We start from the raw sequence: 21,101 nt of genomic DNA, 5'->3' as shown, positions 1-21,101 counted from the left end.
TGGCACGTAGATTACTCGAAAAATTATTAGATAGAGGAAACGATGGCGAATTATAGCACCAACGAGTTCAAGGGCGGCCTAAAAATTATGATGGACGGCGAGCCTTGCAGTATTTTAGAAAATGAAATGGTAAAGCCTGGTAAAGGTCAAGCATTTAACCGTGTTCGCATCCGTAAACTGATCTCTGGAAAAGTACTTGAGAAAACCTTTAAATCAGGTGATACAGTCGAAGGTGCTGATGTAATGGATACCGATCTTGCGTATCTTTACACTGACGGTGAGTTTTGGCATTTTATGAACAACGAAACCTTTGAACAAATTGCCGCTGATGAAAAAGCGCTAGGCGATTCAGGTAAATGGTTAGTTGAAAATGATGTATGTACTATCACATTATGGAATGGCAGCCCAATTGCTGTGACCCCACCTAACTTTGTAGAACTTGAGATCACTGAAACTGATCCTGGCCTAAAAGGTGATACAGCCGGTACTGGTGGTAAACCAGCTACATTAAGCACTGGTGCTGTAGTACGTGTACCATTATTCGTACAAATCGGCGAAGTGATCAAAGTAGATACTCGCAGTGGTGAATACGTAAGCCGTGTTAAGTAAGCAATAACATGACTTAATTAAATCCCAGCTTAGGCTGGGATTTTTTTTGGAGAAAATATGTCAACAGATCTTTGGATGCCTAGCGCCGAAATAGCAACCTTACAGCAACGTGCGAATATTGTAAGAACTATCCGTGAGTTTTTTTATGCCCGAGAGGTAATGGAAGTCGATACCCCCAGCCTAAGTGCTGCCAGTGTTACCGACGTACACTTAGCCAGTTTTAATACTTCTTTTGTAGGACCTGGCCATGCCAAAGGCTTACCGCTGTATTTACAAACGTCTCCTGAGTTTGCCATGAAGCGCTTATTAGCCGCAGGCAGTGGTGCTATTTTTCAACTCTGTAAGGCGTTTCGTAATGAAGAAGCAGGTAGTCACCATAATCCAGAATTTACTATGCTGGAATGGTATCGCCCTGGGTTTGATGAATTTGCCTTGATGGATGAGATAGATGAGTTAATGCAGCTGGTTTTAAATGTCCCAACAGCGCAGCGATTAACTTACCAGCAAGCATTCCTACACGCTTTGGGGGTTGATCCACTGACCGCTACACTGGCGCAATTAAAACAACTGGCTATTGAGCAAGGCTTTGCTGATATAGCTGCGCCTGAAACTCACCGAGATACCTTACTGCAATTATTATTTTGCATGAAAGTAGAGCCAACCATTGGCCAAGATAAGCCCTGTTTTGTTTATCACTTTCCGGCATCGCAAGCCGCTTTAGCGCGTATTTGTGAGCACGACTCGCGAGTAGCAGGGCGCTTTGAGCTTTATTATCAGAACATGGAGCTGGCGAATGGCTTTAACGAGCTTACCAATGCACAGGAGCAAGCTAAACGCTTTACTGAGGATAATGTATACCGCAAAGCGAATAACTTAACACAAGTGCCTATGGACACACGTTTAATCGCCGCTCTAGAGCATGGCTTACCACAATGCGCAGGAGTTGCATTAGGGGTTGATAGGTTAGTGATGTTAGCAACGCAAAAAGGCACCATAAAAGAAGTCATCGCGTTTGATGTTGCTAGAGCTTAATTGTGGGACGAGATAACTAGGTGCTAGGAGACCCTAGAACCTAGTTACCTAGAATCTATGTGTTATAACTCGTAGATAAAGGTGACGCCGGCGACCATAGGTTCACCAAATTGCGTGTAGGTGTGAGTGGCATAACCATCAGCTGGATCATTACCAAATTCAAAACCACGTGTTGGCACTTCTTCATCAAACACGTTACGTGCCCACGTACGGATTGACCATTGATCCGCTTCATAGCCAGCACTGAAGTTAACTAAGTTAACACTGGGTGCTTGTGAGTTATGGCTATCGGAGAAGTAGTAATCGTCTTTGCCTTCAATACCAACCGTGGCATATAGCTCATTAGTGAAATTATAACGGGCTGTAAACGCATATTGGTATTTAGGGGCTTGTGATTGCTCGCGACCATCTTGATCTAAGCCAGATTGCGCAACAAAGTCATTAATTTTGGTATCTAAGTAACCGACGCTACCAGTGAAAACTAAATCGTCAGTTAACTGGTAACTCCCTTCAATTTCAAGACCATAGTTTTCGCCTGAGTTGGCGTTATCAACATAACCGGTGAATTTCTGATCTTCTACTTTCCATGCTTTTAATTGCATGTCTTCACGGTACATATAAAATGCCGCTAAGCGCAGGACAAATTTGTCATCCAGTGAGCTGCCTTTTACACCAAATTCACCGCTCCATAAATATTCAGGCGCAAAGCTAACATGGTTTTGGAAAAAATCGGCATCAAGGTTTAAACCATCATCTTTGGCTTTGGCGAGCGCTTCGGAGTTAATACCACCGGCTTTATAACCACGAGTTAAACTGGTGTAGATCATGGTACGATCAATCACTTGATATTCAAGTGCTAGTTTACCGCCGACCATGACATCATCTGTTTCTTCGATAAAGCCGTTATTATCAGTATAGTCACCTTGGTATTGCTCAACTCGCAAGCCAGTGATCAAGGTGGTTTTATTACCAATCGGCGTTGCTAGTTGGCCATAAATAGCGCTATTGCTGGTTTGATAATTTGAAGCAAATGGATTTGCAAGCCATGTATATTGGCGTTCTAACTCAACTTCACGGTCTTGATAATAAAGTCCTACAACCCAATTACCGCCTTTGCCATTAAATTGCAGCTCTGCAGCTTGGTCTTGACGATCACGCAAGTAAGCATCGGTTGAGCTATAACCATCAGGGTGCAGTCCGGCAGCGCATACTTGTGGCTGGTTAATGTCATTACACACCCAGTCTTCATCAAAGCTGTAGGCTAACTCACTATCAATACCTGATAGGTTAAGACTGACATCAAACCAATCAAAACCGGTGTAAATATTGGCAAGGCCTACGGCAATACTTTCTTGGTTATCTTGGCCTGGGTTATCTGCTACGCTATTGCGGCTGTTATCAAGGGTAAAGGCATCATAGCCGTTATTGATATCAATATAATGAACGCTTAACTCAGAGCGTAAATGATCGGTAAGTTGGCTATGTAGTTTAAAGCGGCCAACCAGTTCGTCTTGTTGTTGCGTTGACTCGTTTAAATATAGGTTATCAACATAACCATCAGATTCACGTTGGTAAATACTGGCGCGCACTGCGGTGCTGTCTGTAATACCAATACCTGCGGCAACACCAGCTTCATAACTATTGTAGTTACCCGCACCAAGCTGCACTTTAATGCTAGGGTCAAAAGTTGGATCGGCTGATTCTATTTGGATCATACCTGCCATGCCATCAGCACCAAAGCGTGTGCCTTGCGGGCCGCGGTATATTTCAACTTGGTTAACATCAAATAATAGCGAACTGCCGCCAAGGCCTGAATAATTAATGCCATCAATCACTAAACCAACAGATGGGTTGATTGGATCAACAAACTGCGAGCGTAGACCAACCCCACGAATTTGAATATAGCGGCCACGCGATGCGCCCGAGGTAAAGTTTACATTGGCGGCACTGGCAAGCATTTCATCAAGAAAACTAGCACCACGCTCATTAATTTCACGATCGCTAAATAAGCTAGCGCTGGCGCTGAGGGTTTGAATACTTTCTTTTTGAAAATCCCCAGTAACGAGTATTTTTTCAAGTTCAGAATCATCAGCAAAAGCTGGGGCGCTGACTAATGGTAAAAGCGCGGCAGTAATTAAAGACAAGCGTAGTTTCATTCGGTTACTTAACTCCATTTCAGGGACTTGCATGATAGCAACTATTCTTATTAAAGTCGTGATACTCGATATATTAATGTGCTATAAACGCGCACAGTATACATAATAAGGAATACAAATATGACCTTTAAAGTTGACTTTAAAGTGCGTGATTATGAATGTGACCTGCAAGGTATTGTAAATAATAGTGTGTATTTTAACTACCTAGAGCACGCACGCCATGAATTTTTGCACGCCAACGGGGTTGATTTTGCTCAGCTTGCCCGCGATAAAATTAACCTGGTGGTGATGCGCAGCGAAATGGATTACAAGCAGTCACTGGTCCCAGGCGATGAGTTTTATGTTGCTGTAGAGCCTGAGCGCATAAGTCGCTTAAAGTTTGGCTTTCGACAAACTATAGTACGAAAGCATGATGAAAAAGTAATGTTAAAGGCATTGGTGATTGGTACATCAGTGAATGAGCGAGGGCGACCATTCTTACCTGCGCAGATTGATCAGCTATTTCCAGCCCAATAGGCATCTTTTTTACTATCTTAGAACAATTTTTTACATTAAAAACATGCATTTTTAACGGTATAAATGGTTATTTGTTGTTATCATAATGCGATTGAGTTTTAGGTTAGTAATCACATGAAATTAGCAGCAATACCGATGCTTATAATCGGTTTATGTGTAGGCTGCTCATCGACAGGGAACGTCACTAGTGAGCAATTGAAATACACCAAGTGGCAACTATCACGAGTTGATGGTTTAGCGATCCCGGCATCTTATTCTGCCTCATTGAGTTTTATTGAAGCTTTGCAAGTCAATGGTTTTGCCGGTTGTAATAAGTTTTTTGGCGAAGGCCAACTGGATGACAGTCATCTAACAGTGAATAAGCTAGGGATGACCCGTAAATCATGTGGTGATGAGTTGGATGAGTTTGAACAGCAGTTTTTAAATGCGTTAAAGCAAGGCGTGCCACTGCAAATTCAAGATCAACAACTGGTGTTAAATGGCGAGCAAACATTTGCGTTTATTCCAGCAGGCTGAGCTCTTGCAGCAAGCGTGTAACTAACGTACACTCGTCAGCGAACAATATATAGAATTTTACTTGTCGGAGTGCCTTGAGTTTTAACTTAAAGGCTGAGATCGCGAAAGCGGGATCCGTGAACCTGATCAGGCTAACACCTGCGTAGGGAACAAGCTGCCTAAAACAGGTGCTTGTGCGCCTGTTTGGCGTATAAGTATCCAGGCTGCCAAGGTTGGGTGTACTTTTTGTAATACCCACCTACGATCCATGTAGCATCTGCTACTCTCTATTGCACAGCAATATCTGACAAGACAACCCTTTTAGCAATGAGGTAAGTCATGTCAAACACAACAAATAAACCGTCTCGCCGCGAAACCCGTGCGGCTGCATCAGATTACATTTATAACCTGACTGGGCAACCGTTCCCAAGTTCACATAAAGTTTACGTACAAGGTACACATGATAATGTGCGCGTTGGTATGCGTGAAATCACCCTAAGCGATACCTTTATTGGTGGCAGCGAAGAAAACCCAGTTTATGAGCCCAATGCACCACTGCGTGTTTATGATACCTCGGGACCTTATACCGATCCGAATTTCACTTTAGATGTTCGCAAAGGCCTGGATAAGTATCGCGAGCAGTGGATTGAAAGCCGCGGCGATACTGAAGTTTTAGAATCTGTGACCTCACAGTTTTCCCAGCAACGTATGGCCGATGAAGGCCTAGATCATATTCGTTTTGAGCACTTACCAAAAATTCGCCGCGCTAAAGCCGGTAAAAATGTCACGCAAATGCATTATGCGCGTCAAGGTATTATCACTCCTGAAATGGAATATGTCGCAATACGCGAAAACATGGGCCGTGCGCAAATTCAGCAAGAATTATTAGCGCAGCAGCACCAAGGTGAGTCGTTTGGCGCGAGCATTCCTGAGTTTATTACCCCTGAATTTGTACGAGATGAAATTGCCCGCGGGCGTGCAATTTTACCCAATAACATCAATCATCCTGAAACTGAGCCAATGATTGTTGGCCGTAACTTTTTAGTCAAAGTTAACGCTAATATTGGTAACTCGTCAGTGAGTTCATCAATTGAAGAAGAAGTTGAAAAAATGGTTTGGTCAACCCGTTGGGGTGCTGACACGGTAATGGATTTATCAACGGGCCGTTATATTCATGAAACCCGTGAATGGGTGGTACGTAACTCACCAGTGCCCATTGGTACTGTGCCAATTTATCAAGCGCTTGAAAAAGTAAATGGCGTGGCAGAAGACCTAACGTGGGAGATTTTCCGCGATACGCTCATTGAACAAGCCGAGCAAGGCGTTGATTACTTTACTATTCATGCTGGTGTGTTATTGCGTTATGTACCAATGACTGCTAAACGCGTTACCGGTATTGTGTCGCGCGGTGGTTCTATTATGGCGAAGTGGTGTTTAGCGCATCATAAAGAAAATTTTCTATACACTCACTTTGAAGATATTTGCGAAATTTTAAAGCAATACGATGTGTGTTTCTCATTGGGTGATGGTCTGCGTCCAGGCTCCATTGCTGACGCTAACGATGAAGCGCAATTTAGTGAGTTACGTACTTTAGGAGAGCTGACCAAAATAGCCTGGAAACACGATGTACAAGTGTTCATTGAAGGCCCAGGGCATGTGCCAATGCATATGATCAAAGAAAATATGGAAGAGCAACTTAAGCACTGTGATGAAGCGCCTTTTTATACACTAGGGCCACTGACTACCGATATTGCGCCTGGTTATGACCATATCACCTCTGGGATAGGTGCGGCGCAAATTGCATGGTATGGCTGTGCCATGCTTTGTTACGTAACACCAAAAGAGCACTTAGGTTTACCAAATAAAGAAGACGTTAAAGAAGGCTTGATCACCTACAAAATTGCCGCTCATGCTGCCGATTTAGCGAAAGGTCACCCAGGTGCACAAGAGCGTGATAATGCCTTATCAAAAGCTCGTTTTGAGTTCCGTTGGCATGACCAATTTAATATTGGTTTAGACCCTGTTCGTGCCCGTGAATACCACGATGAAACCTTGCCTCAAGAATCTGGCAAAGTAGCACATTTTTGCTCTATGTGCGGGCCAAAATTCTGCTCAATGAAAATCACCCAAGAAGTGCGAGAATATGCCAAAGATCTCGAAGCCAGAGGCATAGATCCTAACAACGTCGGTGATGCTATTGAGATCAAAATGGTCGATGTAGAAGCCGAAATGCAAGCTAAATCAGCCGAGTTTAAACAAACCGGCTCAGAGATTTACCATAAAGCGGTTTAACTAAAAGGCGCTAGGTTCTAGGGAAGAGACTAGGTTTTAGGATGTTGTTAACCTAGAACCTAGAACCTAGAACCTAGAACCTAGAACCTAGAACCTAGAACCTAGAACCTAGAACCTAGAACCTAGAACCGGAGGAACTCTCATGTCTTACAACATTGCAGTGGTGGGGTTTGGTTTAACGGGACGTTTAGCGGCGCTTGAGCTGAGCTTAAAGCATAATGTTACTGTTTATGAAGCGGGGGATGAACAAGCGCTTGATAGTGCTGGGAGAGTCGCGGCGGCGATGCTTGCACCATTAGCAGAATCTGTTTTATGTGAGCAAGATTTAGCTTTGCGAGGGTTGGATTCAATTGCTCGTTGGCCGAGTATTTTAGCGCAGCTTGATGATGAAGTGTTTTTTCAACAGCAAGGCTCCTTAGTGGTGGCTCACCAACAAGATAAGGGTGACTTGCAAAGCTTTATACAACGCTTAAAACCTTTGGCTGGCCATCATGGGCATCCGTTAACGGGTTCGCAAATTAGTGAATTAGAGCCGGAGCTTGCAGGGCGTTTTAATCAAGGTGTGTATTTACCCTGTGAAGGGCAAATAGATAATCAGGCTTTTTATCAAGCGAGCTTTAATACCCTGAAACAGCGTAATGTGAGTTTTAAATTTGCACAAAAGGTCGATGTAAACTGTGAAAAATTACAGCAATCATTTGATTATATTATTGATTGCCGAGGTCTGGGCGCTAAAAGCCCTGCGTGTAAGCTGCGAGGAGTACGTGGCGAGGTAGTGCGTTTGTATGCCCCTGAGGTTAATTTAACGCGTCCGGTGCGGCTAATGCATCCGCGTTATCCAATCTATATTGCACCTAAGCCAAATTATCAGTATGTAATTGGCGCGACAGAAATCGAATCACAAGATAATGGCCCCGCAACGGTACGTTCAACCCTTGAGCTGTTATCGGCAGCGTACACAGTACATAGCGGCTTTGCAGAAGCGCGGGTGTTGAGTATTCAAACCGGCCTGCGTCCTGCTTTTAGTGATAATCGCCCGCAAGTAACGCAACAACAACAGCTGATCAGCATTAATGGTTTGTACCGTCATGGCTATTTGCTCGCGCCTAGTTTAGTGGCTGATGCTGTGGCTCGGATCAATTAAGGTTTACTATTAAAGTAAGTATAAAAATAAATATGAAATTAACAATTAATGGTCAATATTTTGAGTTGGCAAATAATGCCAATTTAACCCAAGCTTTGCGCCAATTTGCCGCGAAAGAACCTTTTGCGGTTGCGGTTAATGGTCAGTTTATCCCGCGTAGTCAGTGTGATACATGCTTACTTAACGAAGGCGATAGCATTGAATTACTATCACCAATTCAAGGTGGCTAATATGAGTAGCGCAATATCAGATAGTTTTAGTATTTATGGTGAGCAGTTCACTAGTCGGTTATTAATTGGTTCGGCATTGTATCCGTCACCAGCTATTATGGCAGACTCGATTGTAGCCTCTGGCGCGCAGGTGGTTACTGTGTCATTACGACGTCAACAAAGTGTCGCCGCAGGGGATGACTTTTGGCAATTGATCAAAGATACTGGGTTAAAAATCTTACCCAATACAGCGGGTTGCCACAGTGTTAAGGAAGCCGTCACGCTCGCGCAAATGTGCCGCGAAGTATTTGCCACTGATTGGATCAAGCTAGAGTTGATCGGCGATGAATATAACCTACAGCCAGATCCGTTTGCATTGCTTGAGGCAACTAAAATACTGTTAGCCGAGGGTTTTAAGGTATTACCGTATTGCACTGACGATTTAGTGTTATGCCAACGTTTGGCTGATGCTGGATGTGAAGTGCTAATGCCGTGGGGAGCACCGATTGGCACAGGTAAAGGACTATTAAATCAATATAACTTAAAAACTATTCGGGAGCGTTTACCCAATACCACATTGATTGTTGATGCTGGCCTTGGTTTACCATCACATGCCTGCCAAGCGCTTGAATTAGGTTATGATGCGGTGTTATTAAATTCGGCTATTGCAGGGGCGGGCTGCCCTGTTACCATGAGTCATGCATTTAAAGCAGCCGTTGATGCGGGTCGTTTTGCTTACCGAGCAAAGGCAATGCCAGAAAAAGACGTTGCTGCGCCATCTACCCCTACTATGGGTATGCCTTTTTGGCATCAAGAATTTGGTATTAAGAATAAAAATTAGGAAATACATAACTATGAATCATGTTGTTTGGACAATTGCTGGATCTGACTCTGGCGGTGGTGCAGGTATTCAGGCGGATATTAAAGCGATGCAAAGTTTTGACGTGCATGGTTGTACAGCTATCACCGCATTGACTGCGCAAAACAGCTTAGGGGTTGAAGCACTTAACCCGATTTCAACCGACGTTATTGAGTCGCAATTACTCGCTCTTGAAAGCGACATGAAAGCTCGAGTTATTAAAATTGGTATGCTGGCCAATGTGCAGCAAATTCAATTGATCAGTGAACATTTAAAACATTATAAAGCCACTTGGCCGGTTGCGCCTTTGGTTGTATATGATCCGGTGGCCATTGCCAGTAGTGGTGACTTACTCACCGAAGAAGATACGGTTAGCGCAATTAAAGAATGCTTATTACCGCTGGTGGATGTGATCACCCCAAATACCCATGAAACTCAGTTATTGACCGGCGTGTATTTAATTGGCCCCAGTGCCGTTATTGAGGCAGCCGAAAAGCTGCAAAGTTGGGGCGCTAAAGCGGTGATTATCAAAGGCGGTCATTGGGATTACCCAAGTGGTTATTGTATTGATTACTGCAGGGATGGTAGTAATGAATATTGGCTTGGTAACGAAAAAATTCAAACACCGCACAGTCACGGTACAGGGTGTAGTATGGCGTCGGTGATAGCAGCCTGTTTAGCAAAAGATTACCCATTAAAAGATGCTTTTATCTTAGCTAAAGCGTATATCAACCAAGGTTTAAAAGCGGCTGTGCGCTATGGTGAAGGGATTGGCCCTGTGGCACAAACAAGCTTTCCAGAAAACCTTGCTGATTACCCACAAGTAATAGAAGCCGGCAGTTGGCTTGGTGACGAACTAGATTTTGAGCCAGTAAACGAATTTACAATGGCGGCAGGCTTTACTGAGTGTGAAAGTAAACTGCTTGGTTTGTATGCAGTGGTTGATACCCTCGACTGGCTAGAAAAGTGCTTAGCGCAAGGGATTAAAACCGTGCAGCTTAGAATGAAAAATGGCAGTGATGAGGAACTTGAACACGCAGTTGCCGCAGCTGTTACACTTGGTAAAAAGTATGACGGCAACGTGTATATAAATGACCATTGGCAATTAGCCATTAAGCATGGTGCTTATGGCGTTCACTTAGGGCAAGAGGATTTGCTCGACGCTAACTTGGTTGCAATTAAAGAATCTGGCATGCGATTAGGGCTCTCTACTCACGGTTTTTACGAAATGCTACGCGCTCATAATTACCGCCCGAGTTATATGGCGTTTGGCGCTATTTACCCAACCACCACCAAAGATATGACAGGGCAAATTCAAGGGCTTGAAAAGTTAAAACACTTTGTGCCGTTAATGCAAGATTACCCAACCGTCGCCATTGGCGGTATTGATTTAGCGCGTGCTAGTGAAGTTGCAGCAACGGGGGTTGGCTGTGTCGCAGTGGTCAGAGCAATTACAGAGTCTGCGGATTACCAGCAAGCTATCGTCGATTTACAAAGCGCTTTGGGTTATTAAAATGGTTGAGTTATCTGACAAAGAGCAGCTGCGTTACAGCCGTCACTTAATGCTTAAAGAAGTGGGGCTTGAAGGGCAGTTAAAATTAAAAGCAGCCCATATTGTGGTAGTTGGCGCGGGAGGCTTAGGCAGCCCCGCGTTGCTGTATTTAGCTGCGGCTGGGATTGGCGAATTAACCTTGTTAGATGACGACAAAGTAGAGCTTTCAAACCTACAGCGCCAAGTACTCTATAAAATAAATCACTTAGGGCAAGATAAGGTCAGCGCTGCGGGTAAAGTATTAAGCAGCTTAAATAATCAAATCAAGATCAACACAGTTAGCGCCAAACTAAGCGCTGACAATGCCCAACAAATGTTTTCTGACGCAACCTTAGTAGTTGATTGCAGCGATAACTTTAGCACGCGTTATGTGGTTAATAAGCAATGCTTAGCTCTGGGTATTCCACTGGTGTCGGGGGCGGCAATAGCGAGCGAAGGGCAGCTAATGTGTTTTGATTTTCGCCAGCCTCAAAGCCCTTGTTACGGTTGCTTATTTGGCAAGCAACCACAACAGCAAACGCTTAATTGCAGTAATGCAGGCGTACTAAGCCCGCTGTTAGGTGTGATAGGTTCAATGCAGGCATTATTGGCTGTTAACATTGTGCTTGGCCATCACCAAGGTAGCCAGTTTATTCGTTTTGATGGACTAACTTTAGCGCAGCAGCAGTTTCAATTAACTAAAGCGCCGGGGTGCTCAGAGTGTGCTGCAGAAATCGATTAAATAAAAAACGCGGAATGACTCTAGCCTTTCCGCGTTTTTAGTTAAATCTAGTCGCTAACTAGCTAATCATCAATCTTAGCGAACGGTGTGCCCATGCGAGTCACAGTACCTGGTTTTTGATCATCAAGGATGTCTGCTTTATCTGCACCCCAAGCTAAAATAACCGTCGAGCCAAGCTTAAAGCGACCCATCTCTTCACCTTTTTTCAAGGTAATGGCGTTGTCACCAGAAGTTGGATAGTTCCAGCTAAACACATCTTTACCTGCTGGTGGTGTAACGGTACCAGCCCAAATTGTTTCGATGCTGGCTACAATCGTTGCACCGACTAATACCATGGCAAGCGGGCCAATTTCAGTGTCAAAAATCGCTACGACACGCTCGTTACGTGCAAATAAGTTTGGCACATTTTGCGCGGTAAGCGGGTTTACTGAAAACAAATCACCCGGTACATAAATCATTTTGCTCAAGGTGCCATCAATTGGCATATGAATGCGATGATAGTCTTTTGGTGCCAAATAAATAGTTGCAAAGTCACCACCTAAAAAAGGCGCTGTATCTTGCTCTGAGCCACCAAGTAATGCTTGTAAGCTGTAGTTATGACCTTTAGCTTGAATAAGCTGCCCTTCAACAATCGGGCCTAATTGGCTAATTGCACCATCTACTGGATGTGCAATGATGTCACTATCCGTTGTTAATGGCCGTACGCCGTCTTTTAATGGGCGAGTAAAAAATTCATTAAAAGTTTTATAATGAGCAGGGTCGCTATATTGCGCTTCACTCATATCTATTTTGTATTGCTTAATAAATAGTTTGATCAAGGTAGTGGTTAATGCACCTGCTTTGGCTGCGGCTAATTTACCCACAATGCGCGATACAAAGTGCTTTGGCATTGCGTATTGCATTGCGATTTTGAATTTATCTAAACTCACTGACTTCTTCCTAATTTATACGCGCGGAGCACGAGCTCCGGCACGGCCATCGGCCATTGTTTCTAAAATTCTGTGGTAACTATCAAACCGTAGCTGCGAAATATCACCCTCATCAACTGCTTGGCGAATTATACAACCTGGATCGTTTAAATGCTTGCAGTCTCGAAAACGACAGCCACCGATAAACTCACGAAATTCTTTAAAGCACCAAGTAACGCGCTCTACATCTAAGTGCCATAAACCAAACTCACGAATACCTGGTGAGTCAATTAAATTACCGCCAGAAGGGAGGTGATGTAATCGCGAGACTGTCGTGGTATGTTGGCCAAGGCCACTGTTTTCAGAGACTTCTTTCGTGAGTATTTCGGCATCAGGTAACACGGTATTCACTAAGGTTGATTTACCCACACCACTTTGACCAACAAAAATACTGTTTTTATCAACTAAGGTTTCTTTTAGTGCATCAATGCCGTAACCGTTTTTATTACTTACTAGTAAAACCTGATAACCAAGGCCACGGTAAATATCGAGGACTTGGTTAATGCCTGCTAAGCCTTGCTCATCAATTAAATCTATTTTATTGAGCACTAAAATAGGCTCTATACCCATGTCTTCACAGGCAATTAAATAACGGTCGATAATACTTGGTGTAAATTCAGGTAATACTGCAGACACCATTAGAATTTGGTCAATGTTGGCAGCGATGACTTTTACCCCATCGTAAAAATCAGGGCGTGTTAGTTGCGAGCGACGCTCGTGCATGGCTTCGATCACACCGGCTAAATCACCTTCACTGACTTTGGCACGGCGAAATTGCACTTCGTCACCACATACAATGCCTTTAACAGTACGGCGAATATTACAACGTAGTACATCACCGTTATCGGTTTCGATGTCAGCATGTTGACCAAACCGACTGATCACCACGGCATTTTCCGCAGCGCCTAAATTATCAATTTGCCATTGCGCTGATGTACCTTTAGTCGAGGCAGTATCAGCATTAGACAAACGCTTTTGGTGATTGGCCTTGATCCGGCGGGATTGGCCTTTACTTAATTTCTTCTGTTTTGCCACTTTTGGCCCATAACTTAGTTAAATGTCGTGCTTTTTGAAAAAAAAGCTTTAGGTCGACTGATGATACTAATATGATATAACTAAATGCGTTGGATCTAAAGGAAAGTACCGCTTAGGTAATTATGTCTTTTCATAAATCAAATCTTATCTGGCTCGACCTTGAAATGACAGGTCTTGAACCAGCCACAGATAAAATACTCGAAATTGCGACTGTTGTCACCGACAGTGCGTTAAACATCTTGGCTGAAGGGCCAACTATTGCTATTCATCAAAGTGATGAGCTACTTGATAGCATGGATGAATGGTGTACCAATCAACATGGTCAGTCAGGGTTAACCGCCCGTTGTAAAGCAAGCACATTCACAGAGCAAGATGCTGTAGAGCAAACGTTGGCATTTTTAAAGCAATGGGTTCCTGCGGGCGCTTCACCTATGTGTGGTAATTCAATTGGCCAAGATAGACGCTTTATGAATAAATACATGCGTGAGCTTGAAGATTATTTTCATTATCGTAATTTAGATGTCAGCACCATTAAAGAACTTGCACGACGCTGGAAACCAGAAGTGTTAGCGCAAGTGAATAAAAAAGGCTCACACCTTGCCTTGGACGATATCAAAGATTCCATCATGGAATTAAAAGTCTACCAAGAAAAATTCTTTAATTTGTAAAAAACACTTGCAAACACATCGGATTATTGTAGAATCCTGCCCCGCTTAAGACGATAACCCCCGCGGGGTTAGTGTGTTTGAGCACAAGTTAAAGATTCAAGAAGAAAGGTTAAAGGAACGAGGTTTAATATTGATAGAACCTAGAACCTAGAACCTAGAACCTAGAACCTAGATATTATGCGGCACTAGCTCAGTTGGTAGAGCGCGACCTTGCCAAGGTCGAGGTCACGAGTTCGAGCCTCGTGTGCCGCTCCAATTTCTCACCAAAGAAATTGATTAAAAGTTTCAAGGTAAAAGATGAAAGTCACAAGCTTTTGTTAGAACCTAGAACCTAGAACCTAGAACCTAGAACCTAGAACCTAGAACCTAGAACCTAGAACCTAAAAGTTATAATGCGGCACTAGCTCAGTTGGTAGAGCGCGACCTTGCCAAGGTCGAGGTCACGAGTTCGAGCCTCGTGTGCCGCTCCAATTTCTCACCAAAGAAATTGATTAAAAATTTTAAGGTAAAAGATGAAAGTCACAAGCTTTTGTTAGAACTTAGAACTTAGAACTTAGAACTTAGAACTTAGAACTTAGAACCTAGATATTATGCGGCACTAGCTCAGTTGCCAGAACGTTTACCGCGACTCGTCGCGCACTAACGGACAAATTACTGACTACTTTTAAATGCGGCACTAGCTCAGTTGGTAGAGCGCGACCTTGCCAAGGTCGAGGTCACGAGTTCGAGCCTCGTGTGCCGCTCCAATCTTTATAAAACATCAAAAATAAAAAAATATGCCAAGGTCGAACTAAGTCATAAGCAGTTCGAGCCTCGTGTGCCGCTTCAATTTCTTCGAAGTAAACATCTACCCTCTATTAATCCACTAGCGTAAATTAAAGCAAATAATAGTTTTACTTACTCTGCTGTTGGAATAATGCTTTTTTATAGCTTATAGCTTATAGCTTATAGCTTATAGCTGATAGCTTTTTAAACTTGCCCTTGCAGCGTTGCGACAATACGTCTTGCGCCACCATGGTCACGATGTTCGCCTAAATAGATACCTTGCCATGTACCAAGCTGTAAACGCCCTTGGTTAATTGGAATGGTGAGTTCACAACCTAAGGTGCTGGACTTAATGTGCGCAGGCATATCATCATCGCCCTCGTAATCATGACGATAATAAGGCTGACATTCTGGCACAAATTTGTTGAAGTGACTTTCCATATCCATACGTACAGTAGGATCGGCATTTTCGTTGATGGTTAAGCTTGCAGATGTGTGTTGAATAAAGAGATGTAATAAGCCAATTTGGTAATCGGCTATTTCGGGTAATTGGGTGATTATTTCATTGTCAATAATGTGAAAGCCTCTTGAACGAGGCTTTAACTGAATAGTTTTTTGCAACCAGCTCATATTTTATCGAAACTAACTTCGATATTGGCATTACCTGCATCAGAGGTGAATGGGATCAATATTTTTGCCCCTTCACTTTTATGAGTAATGGTATGACCGTGACCTGAGACAACTATGGGTGTTGCCATATCAAAATCATAGCCTTTTTCGCCTAATAAATTTTTTGCGCCGCCGGTAACCATATTGGTAATTTCACCCACCATATCAGTTACTTCTTCATTGATTGAATCAGGGCGTTCACCAAGCATTCTTTCCATTATAGTCAGTGCTAGGCTCTCATCAAAGGTGATCGAAAATGAGCCTTTAGTTTGCGGTCCTACCATGCCAATTAATCCAGAAACGTCGCCACAGGCAACTTCATCTTTTTTTATTTTCGGCTTTCCCGGTTTTAATTCGGTTTGCGCCATTGTGCTGAGTACATTCAACAAAGATGATAAAAAAGGATTGATGAACTCTACATTCATTGTTGTTTATCCCTCGAATTTAGCAGTTTTACTGCAATTTATTACATTAAAGTGTAGTGACTTATTTTAGCTCTGCACTTAATTATTCTTTACAACTACCACATTTACCGTGGGCTTCAATAGTCTGTCCAGATACGATAAATCCACTTTCAGCAGCAAGACTGTTAAGTTCATGCGAAATGACACTGGAATGTAGTTCTTTGACAAAACCACAGCTGTCGCATATTAAAAGTTGCACCGGATGAATATGATCAAAATGATGACACAGCATAAATGCGTTAGTGCTTTCAATTTTGTGGATAAAGCCAAGTTCGGCTAAAAAGTCTAAGGCACGATAAATGGTGGCTGGTTTTGCCCCTGATTCAGTCAGTTTTAGTTGCTCTAATAAATCATAAGCACCCACACCGCCTTGAGCACTCGCTAATAAGCGAAATACTTTTTCACGGATTGGTGTAAATCGCGCACCGCGATTATCACACACTTGCTTGGCTTTACTAACGAGTGATTCTATATTCATCTTCATCTTATCCTTACGCTACCCGTGATATACTAACATATTGTATTGTAGTTGCAGCGTTTTTATTCAACAGTTTTATTCTAGGATGTCTAGTAATGAATGAGCTATTAGCGATATTTATCTTCTTTTTTGCGGTTATTGATCCAATTGGTACCGTACCTGTTTTTATTGCAGTTACGCGTGGCCATGATGAAAAGTTTAAGCGTAAAGTTATTTTTAAAGCCGTGGCTGTTTCAGCTTTGGTGTTGTTATTTTTTGTAGTTGCGGGTGAGTTGTTACTTAACGCAATTAATATCCCATTATCTGCGTTTCAGATTGCCGGCGGTATTGTTTTATTATTATTCGCATTATCGATGATTTTTGGCGAAAGTAAGCCAGAATCAGAAATTAAAAGTTTGCCTAATAGCACTGAAACGGCCATTTTTCCTTTAGCTATACCTTCTATCGCAAGCCCTGGTGCCATGCTTGGCGCTGTTTTGATGACTCGAAACACAGAATACACTTGGGTTGAGCAATTAATCACATCCTCTATGATGATTGCTGTGCTTGGCGTGGTATTAGTCTTATTACTGTTAGCAACCCATGTACATAAATTAATTGGTGATAGTGGGGCTAGTATCATTAGTCGGATCATGGGACTAATATTATCATCAGTGGCCGTTACTAATATATTAGGCGGAATTGCGCATTACTTTGGCTTAGCTGTTGCTCCACTTTAATAAGTAGTAAATGGGATTAAATATATTTCACTGATTTAATTATTGAAATATCGTTAAGTGTTATCTAGTTTTACACTATAGGTTTTTTTAATTTAAGGAATAGAAATGAAGCTTAAAAGTATTGTTTTATCTGCGTTGATCCTGTTTGGAGCCGTAGCTTGCGTAGAACCTAGTTACGATAACGACAAAGTAAGAGTTGTTGAAGTTACAGAGCATGACTTTGAGTTAAATGGACAAAGTGCAGTAACTATATTTGTTGGTGAGAAGAACACACCTAAATTTAGTTTTACCATTTTAAAAAGTGATTTGAAAAAAGGCACTCTGCTGCAATCAACCTCCAACAGTGAACCAAATCTAGCCGTTAGTGCAAGTGTTGGCTCTGAGTATTATACTCAGTCAGCAGACTTTGCTACGTCAGCGTCATTGCAGATTGTAGAGTTAGACAAAACTAACAAAATTGCAAAAATAGCTGTCGGGGCTAAATTAGTTAATCCTAAAATTAAAAATTACACTGAACTTGCAGTTACCGTTGTTGAAGTTAGCGGTGTTAACTATGATTACTTAGTTAAATAATCTTCATTGAGCCATTTACAACGCTTGTTCGGGGGTTGTGACTGGCTTAATGCTTATCATTGAAGCAGCCCAGCTATTTGTGTAAAATGCAGCGCTTTTACGTAGCTAATACTAGCGACTAATAAACCTGAGGATTTTACTTTGAATAGACGTTTTTCCGTGGCACCGATGCTCGATTGGACAGATCGCCATTGCCGTACTTTTCATCGTAAAATGACTAAGCACGCGGTGCTTTATACCGAAATGGTGACAACAGGGGCGATTTTATTTGGCCGCGGAGATTACCTACATTTTAACCAGCATGAAAATCCCGTTGCTTTGCAATTAGGTGGCTCTGATCCTGATGCACTCGCAAAGTGTGCAAAACTTGCGGCTGAGCGTGGTTACGATGAAGTGAACCTCAATGTTGGTTGCCCATCTGATCGCGTACAGAATGGCCGTTTTGGTGCCTGTTTAATGGCGGAACCACAATTGGTAGCTGAATGTGTGGCTGCCATGAAAGCCGAAGTTAATATCCCGATTACGGTAAAGACACGTATTGGCATTGATGAGCAAGATTCATATGAGTTTTTATGTGCGCTGATCGAAGCGAGTCATAAGGTTGGCTGTGACGATTTTATTATTCATGCTCGTAAAGCTTGGCTCAGTGGCTTAAGTCCGAAAGAAAATCGTGAAGTGCCACCGCTTGATTACCCAAGAGTTTATCAATTAAAAAAAGATTACCCACAACTTGAGCTGAGCTTAAATGGTGGCGTTAAAACAATTGCTGATAGTCTCGCACATTTAGCGCATATCGATGGCGTGATGATAGGTCGTGAAGCTTACAGTAACCCGTTTATTTTAAGCGAAGTTGACGAAAAAGTTTATGGTGATAGCCCATTTACACTTTCTCGCCATGACGTGGTGCGCGCTATGTATGATTACATTGAAGATGAAATGCGTCAAGGTGCCAATTTTTGGCATATTGCACGGCATATGTTGGGAATTTTTCAAGGTCAACCAGGTGCACGCGGCTATAGACGTCATCTTTCAGAAAACGGCCATGGCAAACAGGCCGATTTATCGGTGATGGATAAAGCGTTAAGTTTTGTGCCTGAATAATCATATCATTTAAATATAAAAAGCCACTTTTTAGTGGCTTTTTTTGAACCTAAATAATGGTTAAAAAAGCATTTTTTTAGTCAAATTAACTTATCTACATTCATTTTAAAGTCAGCTTAATTTTTGTTTTTTAATCTTATCCTTTTGTTTTTTATTGTTTAAATTTTTATTTTCGTTACTTGGCACAAGTCTTGGAATCTCTTTGTTGTAATCACCCATAATCAACAGGAGAAAATCATGGGCTTAATTAATCGCGTTAATGATCTAATTCAATCAAACCTCGTTGCGGTATTAGATAAAGCAGAAGATCCAGAAAAACTACTTAACTTATTAATTCACGAAATGCAGCAAGCATTAGATGAATGCCGCACTACAGCTGCGACTATTCTCTGTGAAGAAAAAGCATTACAGCGCCAGCAAGCTGATAAAAAAGCGTCGATAGCGCAATGGCAAACAAAAGCTGAGCTTGCAGTAAGTAAAGGGCGTGATGATTTAGCGTGCGCAGCCTTGAAAGAAAAGCAACGTGTCGCAAATGATTTGGCTGCGATTGCACCAGAGCTAGTTAAATTGTCAGATTCATTAGCTAAGTTACGTGATGATGCACAGCGTTTGCAAGATAAGCTTAGTGCGGCTAAAGCTAAGCAGCAAAGCCTAGCGCAGGTTCATCATGTATTAAATGCACGGGTACGTGTTAATCAACAATTAAATAGCGATAAAGTCGCGCATGCACTTTCTCGGTTTGATGTCATTGAGCGACGTGTGGAATCAATTGAAGCGCAAGTTGAAGCGTATGATGTAACGGCAAAACAACATTCAACTGCAGAGCAAATAGACGCGTTAGTGAAAGATGAAGCGTTAGATAATGAGCTTGCCGAGCTTAAAGCTAAATTGAAACAGACCGCTTAGGAGTAATAACAATGAATACATTTAATCATGCTCGTTGGAGTAAAGATCCGTTAAATAAAAAAATATCGGGTGTATGTAGTGGCTTAGCGCGCCGGTTCGATTTTCCTATCTGGGCGACTAGGCTTGCAACGATCGTACTTTTTATTCAGTTTCCTGTATTTATAGCAGCAGGTTACTTAATTGCTCATTGTTGTTTAGACAATAAAGCGTACTAGGAAAGAGCCATGAAAGTTATTGCGTTTTGTTTATTGGTAATGTTGTTCATAGCATTTAATCCATTTGATGTGGTGCAATTTGACTCATGGCAATTTCCTCTTTGGATTGCAGACTTAAGTTGGGTCGGCATTGAGTTGTTTGGTGCGCTAGTGATGGTGATTGTTGTTATCGCGGTGATTGCACTGGTAAGTGTCGGCTTGCTTGGAGCGGGTCTAATTGTGGGGGTTGGCGTGGTATTAGCCTTGCTGTTTGGTTCTTTAATGATTGCTTGGCCGTTATTACTTATTGTTTGCTTGTGCTGGCTTGTTGCTGATAATCATAAAGTGGCTTAATTTGAGCCACTGAAATTACCTTAAATGCTAATTTAGCTGACTATTTTTTCGCAAATATGCTAAATTTAGTACTTCAAGTGATTACCATAACAAGGATCGAAATGTCTCTTAAGCCATTACTTACTATGCTCACACCCGCTATTTTAGCAATAAGCCTTTATTCTTCAGCGTTATTCGCTCATGCAGATCACCAGCATGAGACTGTAAACAAAGTTGTTGTTAGTAATGCTCAAATAAGAGACTTTTTACCGGGGAGTAAATCCAGCGCTGGTTATTTAACACTTGTAAATCATGGTGATACAGTCATAGAGTTAACAAAGGTTAGTGTTGAAAATTTAGGACGTGTTGAAGTTCATGAACATCAGCATGTTAATGGCATGATGAAAATGCAAAAAGTAGATGTGTTGCAGATCAAAGCTCATCAACAACTCGATTTTAAGCCTGGCGGTTATCATTTAATGGTTTTTGAACCAAAAGAGCCATTAAAAATAGGGCAAGAACTCAAACTCACGCTATATTTTAGCAACGGAGATCGGGTATTTACTCAAGCTTCAGTGGTTTCATTAGAAAGCCAAATTGAAGAAATACCACCATCTCAGCAGCACCATACACATCACTAGGA

25 protein-coding genes, 3 tRNA genes and 1 riboswitch are annotated in these 21,101 nt (G+C 42.2%); of the genes, 21 read left to right on the top strand and 7 right to left on the bottom strand.

The window, feature by feature from the left end; all coding sequences use genetic code 11:
• Window positions 1-42: 42 nt before the first annotated feature.
• Complete coding sequence (efp, locus tag ACMVDV_RS10805; RefSeq protein ID WP_064668759.1) at window positions 43-609, top strand: elongation factor P; 567 nt, start codon at window positions 43-45, stop codon at window positions 607-609.
• A 57-nt stretch (window positions 610-666) separates the two neighbouring features.
• Window positions 667-1,641, top strand: a complete 975-nt coding sequence (epmA, locus tag ACMVDV_RS10800; protein WP_416158119.1) for an elongation factor P--(R)-beta-lysine ligase — start codon at window positions 667-669, stop codon at window positions 1,639-1,641.
• Window positions 1,642-1,703: 62 nt separating this feature from the next.
• Here epmA and ACMVDV_RS10795 read toward each other — a convergent pair whose 3' ends face one another.
• Window positions 1,704-3,797 (bottom strand): TonB-dependent receptor, encoded by a 2,094-nt coding sequence (locus ACMVDV_RS10795; RefSeq protein ID WP_416158118.1) that lies wholly within the window; start codon window positions 3,795-3,797, stop codon window positions 1,704-1,706.
• Between the two features lie 120 nt (window positions 3,798-3,917).
• Between ACMVDV_RS10795 and ACMVDV_RS10790 the strand changes: the two genes are divergently transcribed.
• Window positions 3,918-4,313, top strand: coding sequence for an acyl-CoA thioesterase (locus tag ACMVDV_RS10790; RefSeq protein WP_416158117.1), 396 nt, complete (start codon window positions 3,918-3,920; stop codon window positions 4,311-4,313).
• 114 nt (window positions 4,314-4,427) lie between these two features.
• Window positions 4,428-4,829 (top strand): META domain-containing protein, encoded by a 402-nt coding sequence (locus ACMVDV_RS10785; RefSeq protein WP_064668762.1) that lies wholly within the window; start codon window positions 4,428-4,430, stop codon window positions 4,827-4,829.
• A 55-nt stretch (window positions 4,830-4,884) separates the two neighbouring features.
• Window positions 4,885-4,995, top strand: a riboswitch (TPP riboswitch).
• Here the strand turns inward: ACMVDV_RS10785 and ACMVDV_RS10780 are convergent.
• Window positions 4,956-5,078, bottom strand: a complete 123-nt coding sequence (locus tag ACMVDV_RS10780; protein WP_263973455.1) for a hypothetical protein — start codon at window positions 5,076-5,078, stop codon at window positions 4,956-4,958. Its footprint overlaps the riboswitch before it by 40 nt.
• Before the next feature lie 69 nt (window positions 5,079-5,147).
• Between ACMVDV_RS10780 and thiC the strand changes: the two genes are divergently transcribed.
• From thiC to ACMVDV_RS10750, 6 genes are all read left to right on the top strand, one after another.
• Window positions 5,148-7,100: a phosphomethylpyrimidine synthase ThiC gene (thiC, locus tag ACMVDV_RS10775; protein ID WP_416158116.1), complete on the top strand. Its 1,953-nt coding sequence runs from the start codon at window positions 5,148-5,150 to the stop codon at window positions 7,098-7,100.
• A gap of 142 nt (window positions 7,101-7,242) precedes the next feature.
• A complete protein-coding gene (locus ACMVDV_RS10770) occupies window positions 7,243-8,244 on the top strand; it encodes an FAD-dependent oxidoreductase (RefSeq protein ID WP_416158115.1) in 1,002 nt (333 codons plus the stop codon).
• 32 nt (window positions 8,245-8,276) lie between these two features.
• On the top strand, window positions 8,277-8,474 hold the full coding sequence (gene thiS, locus ACMVDV_RS10765) for a sulfur carrier protein ThiS (protein WP_064668765.1): 198 nt from the start codon (window positions 8,277-8,279) through the stop codon (window positions 8,472-8,474).
• Window position 8,475: 1 nt separating this feature from the next.
• Window positions 8,476-9,294: a thiazole synthase gene (locus ACMVDV_RS10760; RefSeq protein WP_064668766.1), complete on the top strand. Its 819-nt coding sequence runs from the start codon at window positions 8,476-8,478 to the stop codon at window positions 9,292-9,294.
• Between the two features lie 13 nt (window positions 9,295-9,307).
• Window positions 9,308-10,825, top strand: a complete 1,518-nt coding sequence (thiD, locus tag ACMVDV_RS10755; protein ID WP_416158114.1) for a bifunctional hydroxymethylpyrimidine kinase/phosphomethylpyrimidine kinase — start codon at window positions 9,308-9,310, stop codon at window positions 10,823-10,825.
• A gap of 1 nt (window position 10,826) precedes the next feature.
• Entirely contained in the window at window positions 10,827-11,585 is a 759-nt protein-coding gene (locus tag ACMVDV_RS10750; RefSeq protein WP_064668768.1) for a HesA/MoeB/ThiF family protein, read from the top strand.
• Between the two features lie 62 nt (window positions 11,586-11,647).
• On the opposite strand, the gene asd is transcribed toward ACMVDV_RS10750, so the two are convergent.
• The gene (gene asd, locus ACMVDV_RS10745; protein ID WP_416158113.1) at window positions 11,648-12,514 is read right to left on the bottom strand and encodes an archaetidylserine decarboxylase; all 867 of its coding nucleotides are present in this window, start codon (window positions 12,512-12,514) and stop codon (window positions 11,648-11,650) included.
• Window positions 12,515-12,529: 15 nt separating this feature from the next.
• Window positions 12,530-13,588, bottom strand: coding sequence for a small ribosomal subunit biogenesis GTPase RsgA (gene rsgA, locus ACMVDV_RS10740; protein ID WP_416158112.1), 1,059 nt, complete (start codon window positions 13,586-13,588; stop codon window positions 12,530-12,532).
• A 122-nt stretch (window positions 13,589-13,710) separates the two neighbouring features.
• Here rsgA and orn point away from each other — a divergent pair, with 122 nt between their 5' ends.
• The 4 genes from orn to ACMVDV_RS10720 all read left to right on the top strand — a co-directional run bounded on the left by orn (window position 13,711) and on the right by ACMVDV_RS10720 (window position 15,002).
• Window positions 13,711-14,256 carry an oligoribonuclease gene (orn, locus tag ACMVDV_RS10735; protein ID WP_416158111.1) on the top strand — a complete coding sequence of 182 codons (546 nt, stop codon included), beginning with the start codon at window positions 13,711-13,713 and terminating at the stop codon, window positions 14,254-14,256.
• Between the two features lie 179 nt (window positions 14,257-14,435).
• Window positions 14,436-14,511, top strand: a tRNA-Gly gene (locus tag ACMVDV_RS10730).
• Window positions 14,512-14,650: 139 nt separating this feature from the next.
• Window positions 14,651-14,726, top strand: a tRNA-Gly gene (locus ACMVDV_RS10725).
• Window positions 14,727-14,926: 200 nt separating this feature from the next.
• Window positions 14,927-15,002 (top strand) — tRNA-Gly (locus ACMVDV_RS10720).
• A 223-nt stretch (window positions 15,003-15,225) separates the two neighbouring features.
• On the opposite strand, the gene ACMVDV_RS10715 is transcribed toward ACMVDV_RS10720, so the two are convergent.
• The 3 genes from ACMVDV_RS10715 to ACMVDV_RS10705 all read right to left on the bottom strand — a co-directional run bounded on the left by ACMVDV_RS10715 (window position 15,226) and on the right by ACMVDV_RS10705 (window position 16,632).
• Window positions 15,226-15,651 (bottom strand): secondary thiamine-phosphate synthase enzyme YjbQ, encoded by a 426-nt coding sequence (locus ACMVDV_RS10715; protein WP_304179436.1) that lies wholly within the window; start codon window positions 15,649-15,651, stop codon window positions 15,226-15,228.
• The gene (locus ACMVDV_RS10710) at window positions 15,648-16,115 is read right to left on the bottom strand and encodes a chemotaxis protein CheX (RefSeq protein WP_064665387.1); all 468 of its coding nucleotides are present in this window, start codon (window positions 16,113-16,115) and stop codon (window positions 15,648-15,650) included. Before ACMVDV_RS10710 ends, ACMVDV_RS10715 begins: the two co-directional genes overlap by 4 nt.
• 82 nt (window positions 16,116-16,197) lie before the next feature.
• Entirely contained in the window at window positions 16,198-16,632 is a 435-nt protein-coding gene (locus ACMVDV_RS10705; RefSeq protein WP_416158110.1) for a transcriptional repressor, read from the bottom strand.
• Between the two features lie 95 nt (window positions 16,633-16,727).
• On the opposite strand from ACMVDV_RS10705, the gene ACMVDV_RS10700 reads away from it, so the two are divergent.
• The 7 genes from ACMVDV_RS10700 to ACMVDV_RS10670 all read left to right on the top strand — a co-directional run bounded on the left by ACMVDV_RS10700 (window position 16,728) and on the right by ACMVDV_RS10670 (window position 21,099).
• Complete coding sequence (locus tag ACMVDV_RS10700) at window positions 16,728-17,351, top strand: MarC family protein (protein ID WP_304179442.1); 624 nt, start codon at window positions 16,728-16,730, stop codon at window positions 17,349-17,351.
• Between the two features lie 105 nt (window positions 17,352-17,456).
• Window positions 17,457-17,924, top strand: coding sequence for a hypothetical protein (locus tag ACMVDV_RS10695; protein WP_416158109.1), 468 nt, complete (start codon window positions 17,457-17,459; stop codon window positions 17,922-17,924).
• Between the two features lie 141 nt (window positions 17,925-18,065).
• Window positions 18,066-19,025 (top strand): tRNA dihydrouridine(20/20a) synthase DusA, encoded by a 960-nt coding sequence (gene dusA, locus ACMVDV_RS10690; RefSeq protein WP_416158108.1) that lies wholly within the window; start codon window positions 18,066-18,068, stop codon window positions 19,023-19,025.
• 237 nt (window positions 19,026-19,262) lie between these two features.
• Entirely contained in the window at window positions 19,263-19,931 is a 669-nt protein-coding gene (locus tag ACMVDV_RS10685; protein WP_416158107.1) for a PspA/IM30 family protein, read from the top strand.
• Window positions 19,932-19,942: 11 nt separating this feature from the next.
• Window positions 19,943-20,146, top strand: coding sequence for a PspC domain-containing protein (locus ACMVDV_RS10680; RefSeq protein ID WP_416158106.1), 204 nt, complete (start codon window positions 19,943-19,945; stop codon window positions 20,144-20,146).
• 9 nt (window positions 20,147-20,155) lie between these two features.
• On the top strand, window positions 20,156-20,479 hold the full coding sequence (locus ACMVDV_RS10675; RefSeq protein WP_416158105.1) for a hypothetical protein: 324 nt from the start codon (window positions 20,156-20,158) through the stop codon (window positions 20,477-20,479).
• Between the two features lie 101 nt (window positions 20,480-20,580).
• Window positions 20,581-21,099: a copper chaperone PCu(A)C gene (locus ACMVDV_RS10670; RefSeq protein ID WP_416158104.1), complete on the top strand. Its 519-nt coding sequence runs from the start codon at window positions 20,581-20,583 to the stop codon at window positions 21,097-21,099.
• Window positions 21,100-21,101: the final 2 nt, after the last annotated feature.

The sequence above is a fragment of the Pseudoalteromonas sp. ASV78 genome, from assembly GCF_047806705.1.
GTDB classification, from domain to species: domain Bacteria; phylum Pseudomonadota; class Gammaproteobacteria; order Enterobacterales; family Alteromonadaceae; genus Pseudoalteromonas; species Pseudoalteromonas prydzensis_A.
This window is presented reverse-complemented; position numbering and strand designations above follow the sequence as displayed.

Bases quoted from the DNA above. Each gene is read 5' to 3' on its own strand.
- thiD (WP_416158114.1), top strand. From the start codon at position 9,308: ATGAATCATGTTGTTTGGACAATTGCTGGATCTGACTCTGGCGGTGGT.
- epmA (WP_416158119.1), top strand. From the start codon at position 667: ATGTCAACAGATCTTTGGATGCCTAGCGCCGAAATAGCAACCTTACAG.
- ACMVDV_RS10705 (WP_416158110.1), bottom strand. From the start codon at position 16,632: ATGAATATAGAATCACTCGTTAGTAAAGCCAAGCAAGTGTGTGATAAT.
- ACMVDV_RS10695 (WP_416158109.1), top strand. From the start codon at position 17,457: ATGAAGCTTAAAAGTATTGTTTTATCTGCGTTGATCCTGTTTGGAGCC.
- ACMVDV_RS10750 (WP_064668768.1), top strand. From the start codon at position 10,827: ATGGTTGAGTTATCTGACAAAGAGCAGCTGCGTTACAGCCGTCACTTA.
- orn (WP_416158111.1), top strand. From the start codon at position 13,711: ATGTCTTTTCATAAATCAAATCTTATCTGGCTCGACCTTGAAATGACA.
- ACMVDV_RS10790 (WP_416158117.1), top strand. From the start codon at position 3,918: ATGACCTTTAAAGTTGACTTTAAAGTGCGTGATTATGAATGTGACCTG.
- ACMVDV_RS10715 (WP_304179436.1), bottom strand. From the start codon at position 15,651: ATGAGCTGGTTGCAAAAAACTATTCAGTTAAAGCCTCGTTCAAGAGGC.
- ACMVDV_RS10785 (WP_064668762.1), top strand. From the start codon at position 4,428: ATGAAATTAGCAGCAATACCGATGCTTATAATCGGTTTATGTGTAGGC.
- ACMVDV_RS10700 (WP_304179442.1), top strand. From the start codon at position 16,728: ATGAATGAGCTATTAGCGATATTTATCTTCTTTTTTGCGGTTATTGAT.
- ACMVDV_RS10675 (WP_416158105.1), top strand. From the start codon at position 20,156: ATGAAAGTTATTGCGTTTTGTTTATTGGTAATGTTGTTCATAGCATTT.
- ACMVDV_RS10770 (WP_416158115.1), top strand. From the start codon at position 7,243: ATGTCTTACAACATTGCAGTGGTGGGGTTTGGTTTAACGGGACGTTTA.
- efp (WP_064668759.1), top strand. From the start codon at position 43: ATGGCGAATTATAGCACCAACGAGTTCAAGGGCGGCCTAAAAATTATG.
- thiS (WP_064668765.1), top strand. From the start codon at position 8,277: ATGAAATTAACAATTAATGGTCAATATTTTGAGTTGGCAAATAATGCC.
- thiC (WP_416158116.1), top strand. From the start codon at position 5,148: ATGTCAAACACAACAAATAAACCGTCTCGCCGCGAAACCCGTGCGGCT.
- ACMVDV_RS10780 (WP_263973455.1), bottom strand. From the start codon at position 5,078: ATGGATCGTAGGTGGGTATTACAAAAAGTACACCCAACCTTGGCAGCC.
- ACMVDV_RS10795 (WP_416158118.1), bottom strand. From the start codon at position 3,797: ATGAAACTACGCTTGTCTTTAATTACTGCCGCGCTTTTACCATTAGTC.
- ACMVDV_RS10760 (WP_064668766.1), top strand. From the start codon at position 8,476: ATGAGTAGCGCAATATCAGATAGTTTTAGTATTTATGGTGAGCAGTTC.
- ACMVDV_RS10670 (WP_416158104.1), top strand. From the start codon at position 20,581: ATGTCTCTTAAGCCATTACTTACTATGCTCACACCCGCTATTTTAGCA.
- ACMVDV_RS10710 (WP_064665387.1), bottom strand. From the start codon at position 16,115: ATGAATGTAGAGTTCATCAATCCTTTTTTATCATCTTTGTTGAATGTA.
- ACMVDV_RS10685 (WP_416158107.1), top strand. From the start codon at position 19,263: ATGGGCTTAATTAATCGCGTTAATGATCTAATTCAATCAAACCTCGTT.
- ACMVDV_RS10680 (WP_416158106.1), top strand. From the start codon at position 19,943: ATGAATACATTTAATCATGCTCGTTGGAGTAAAGATCCGTTAAATAAA.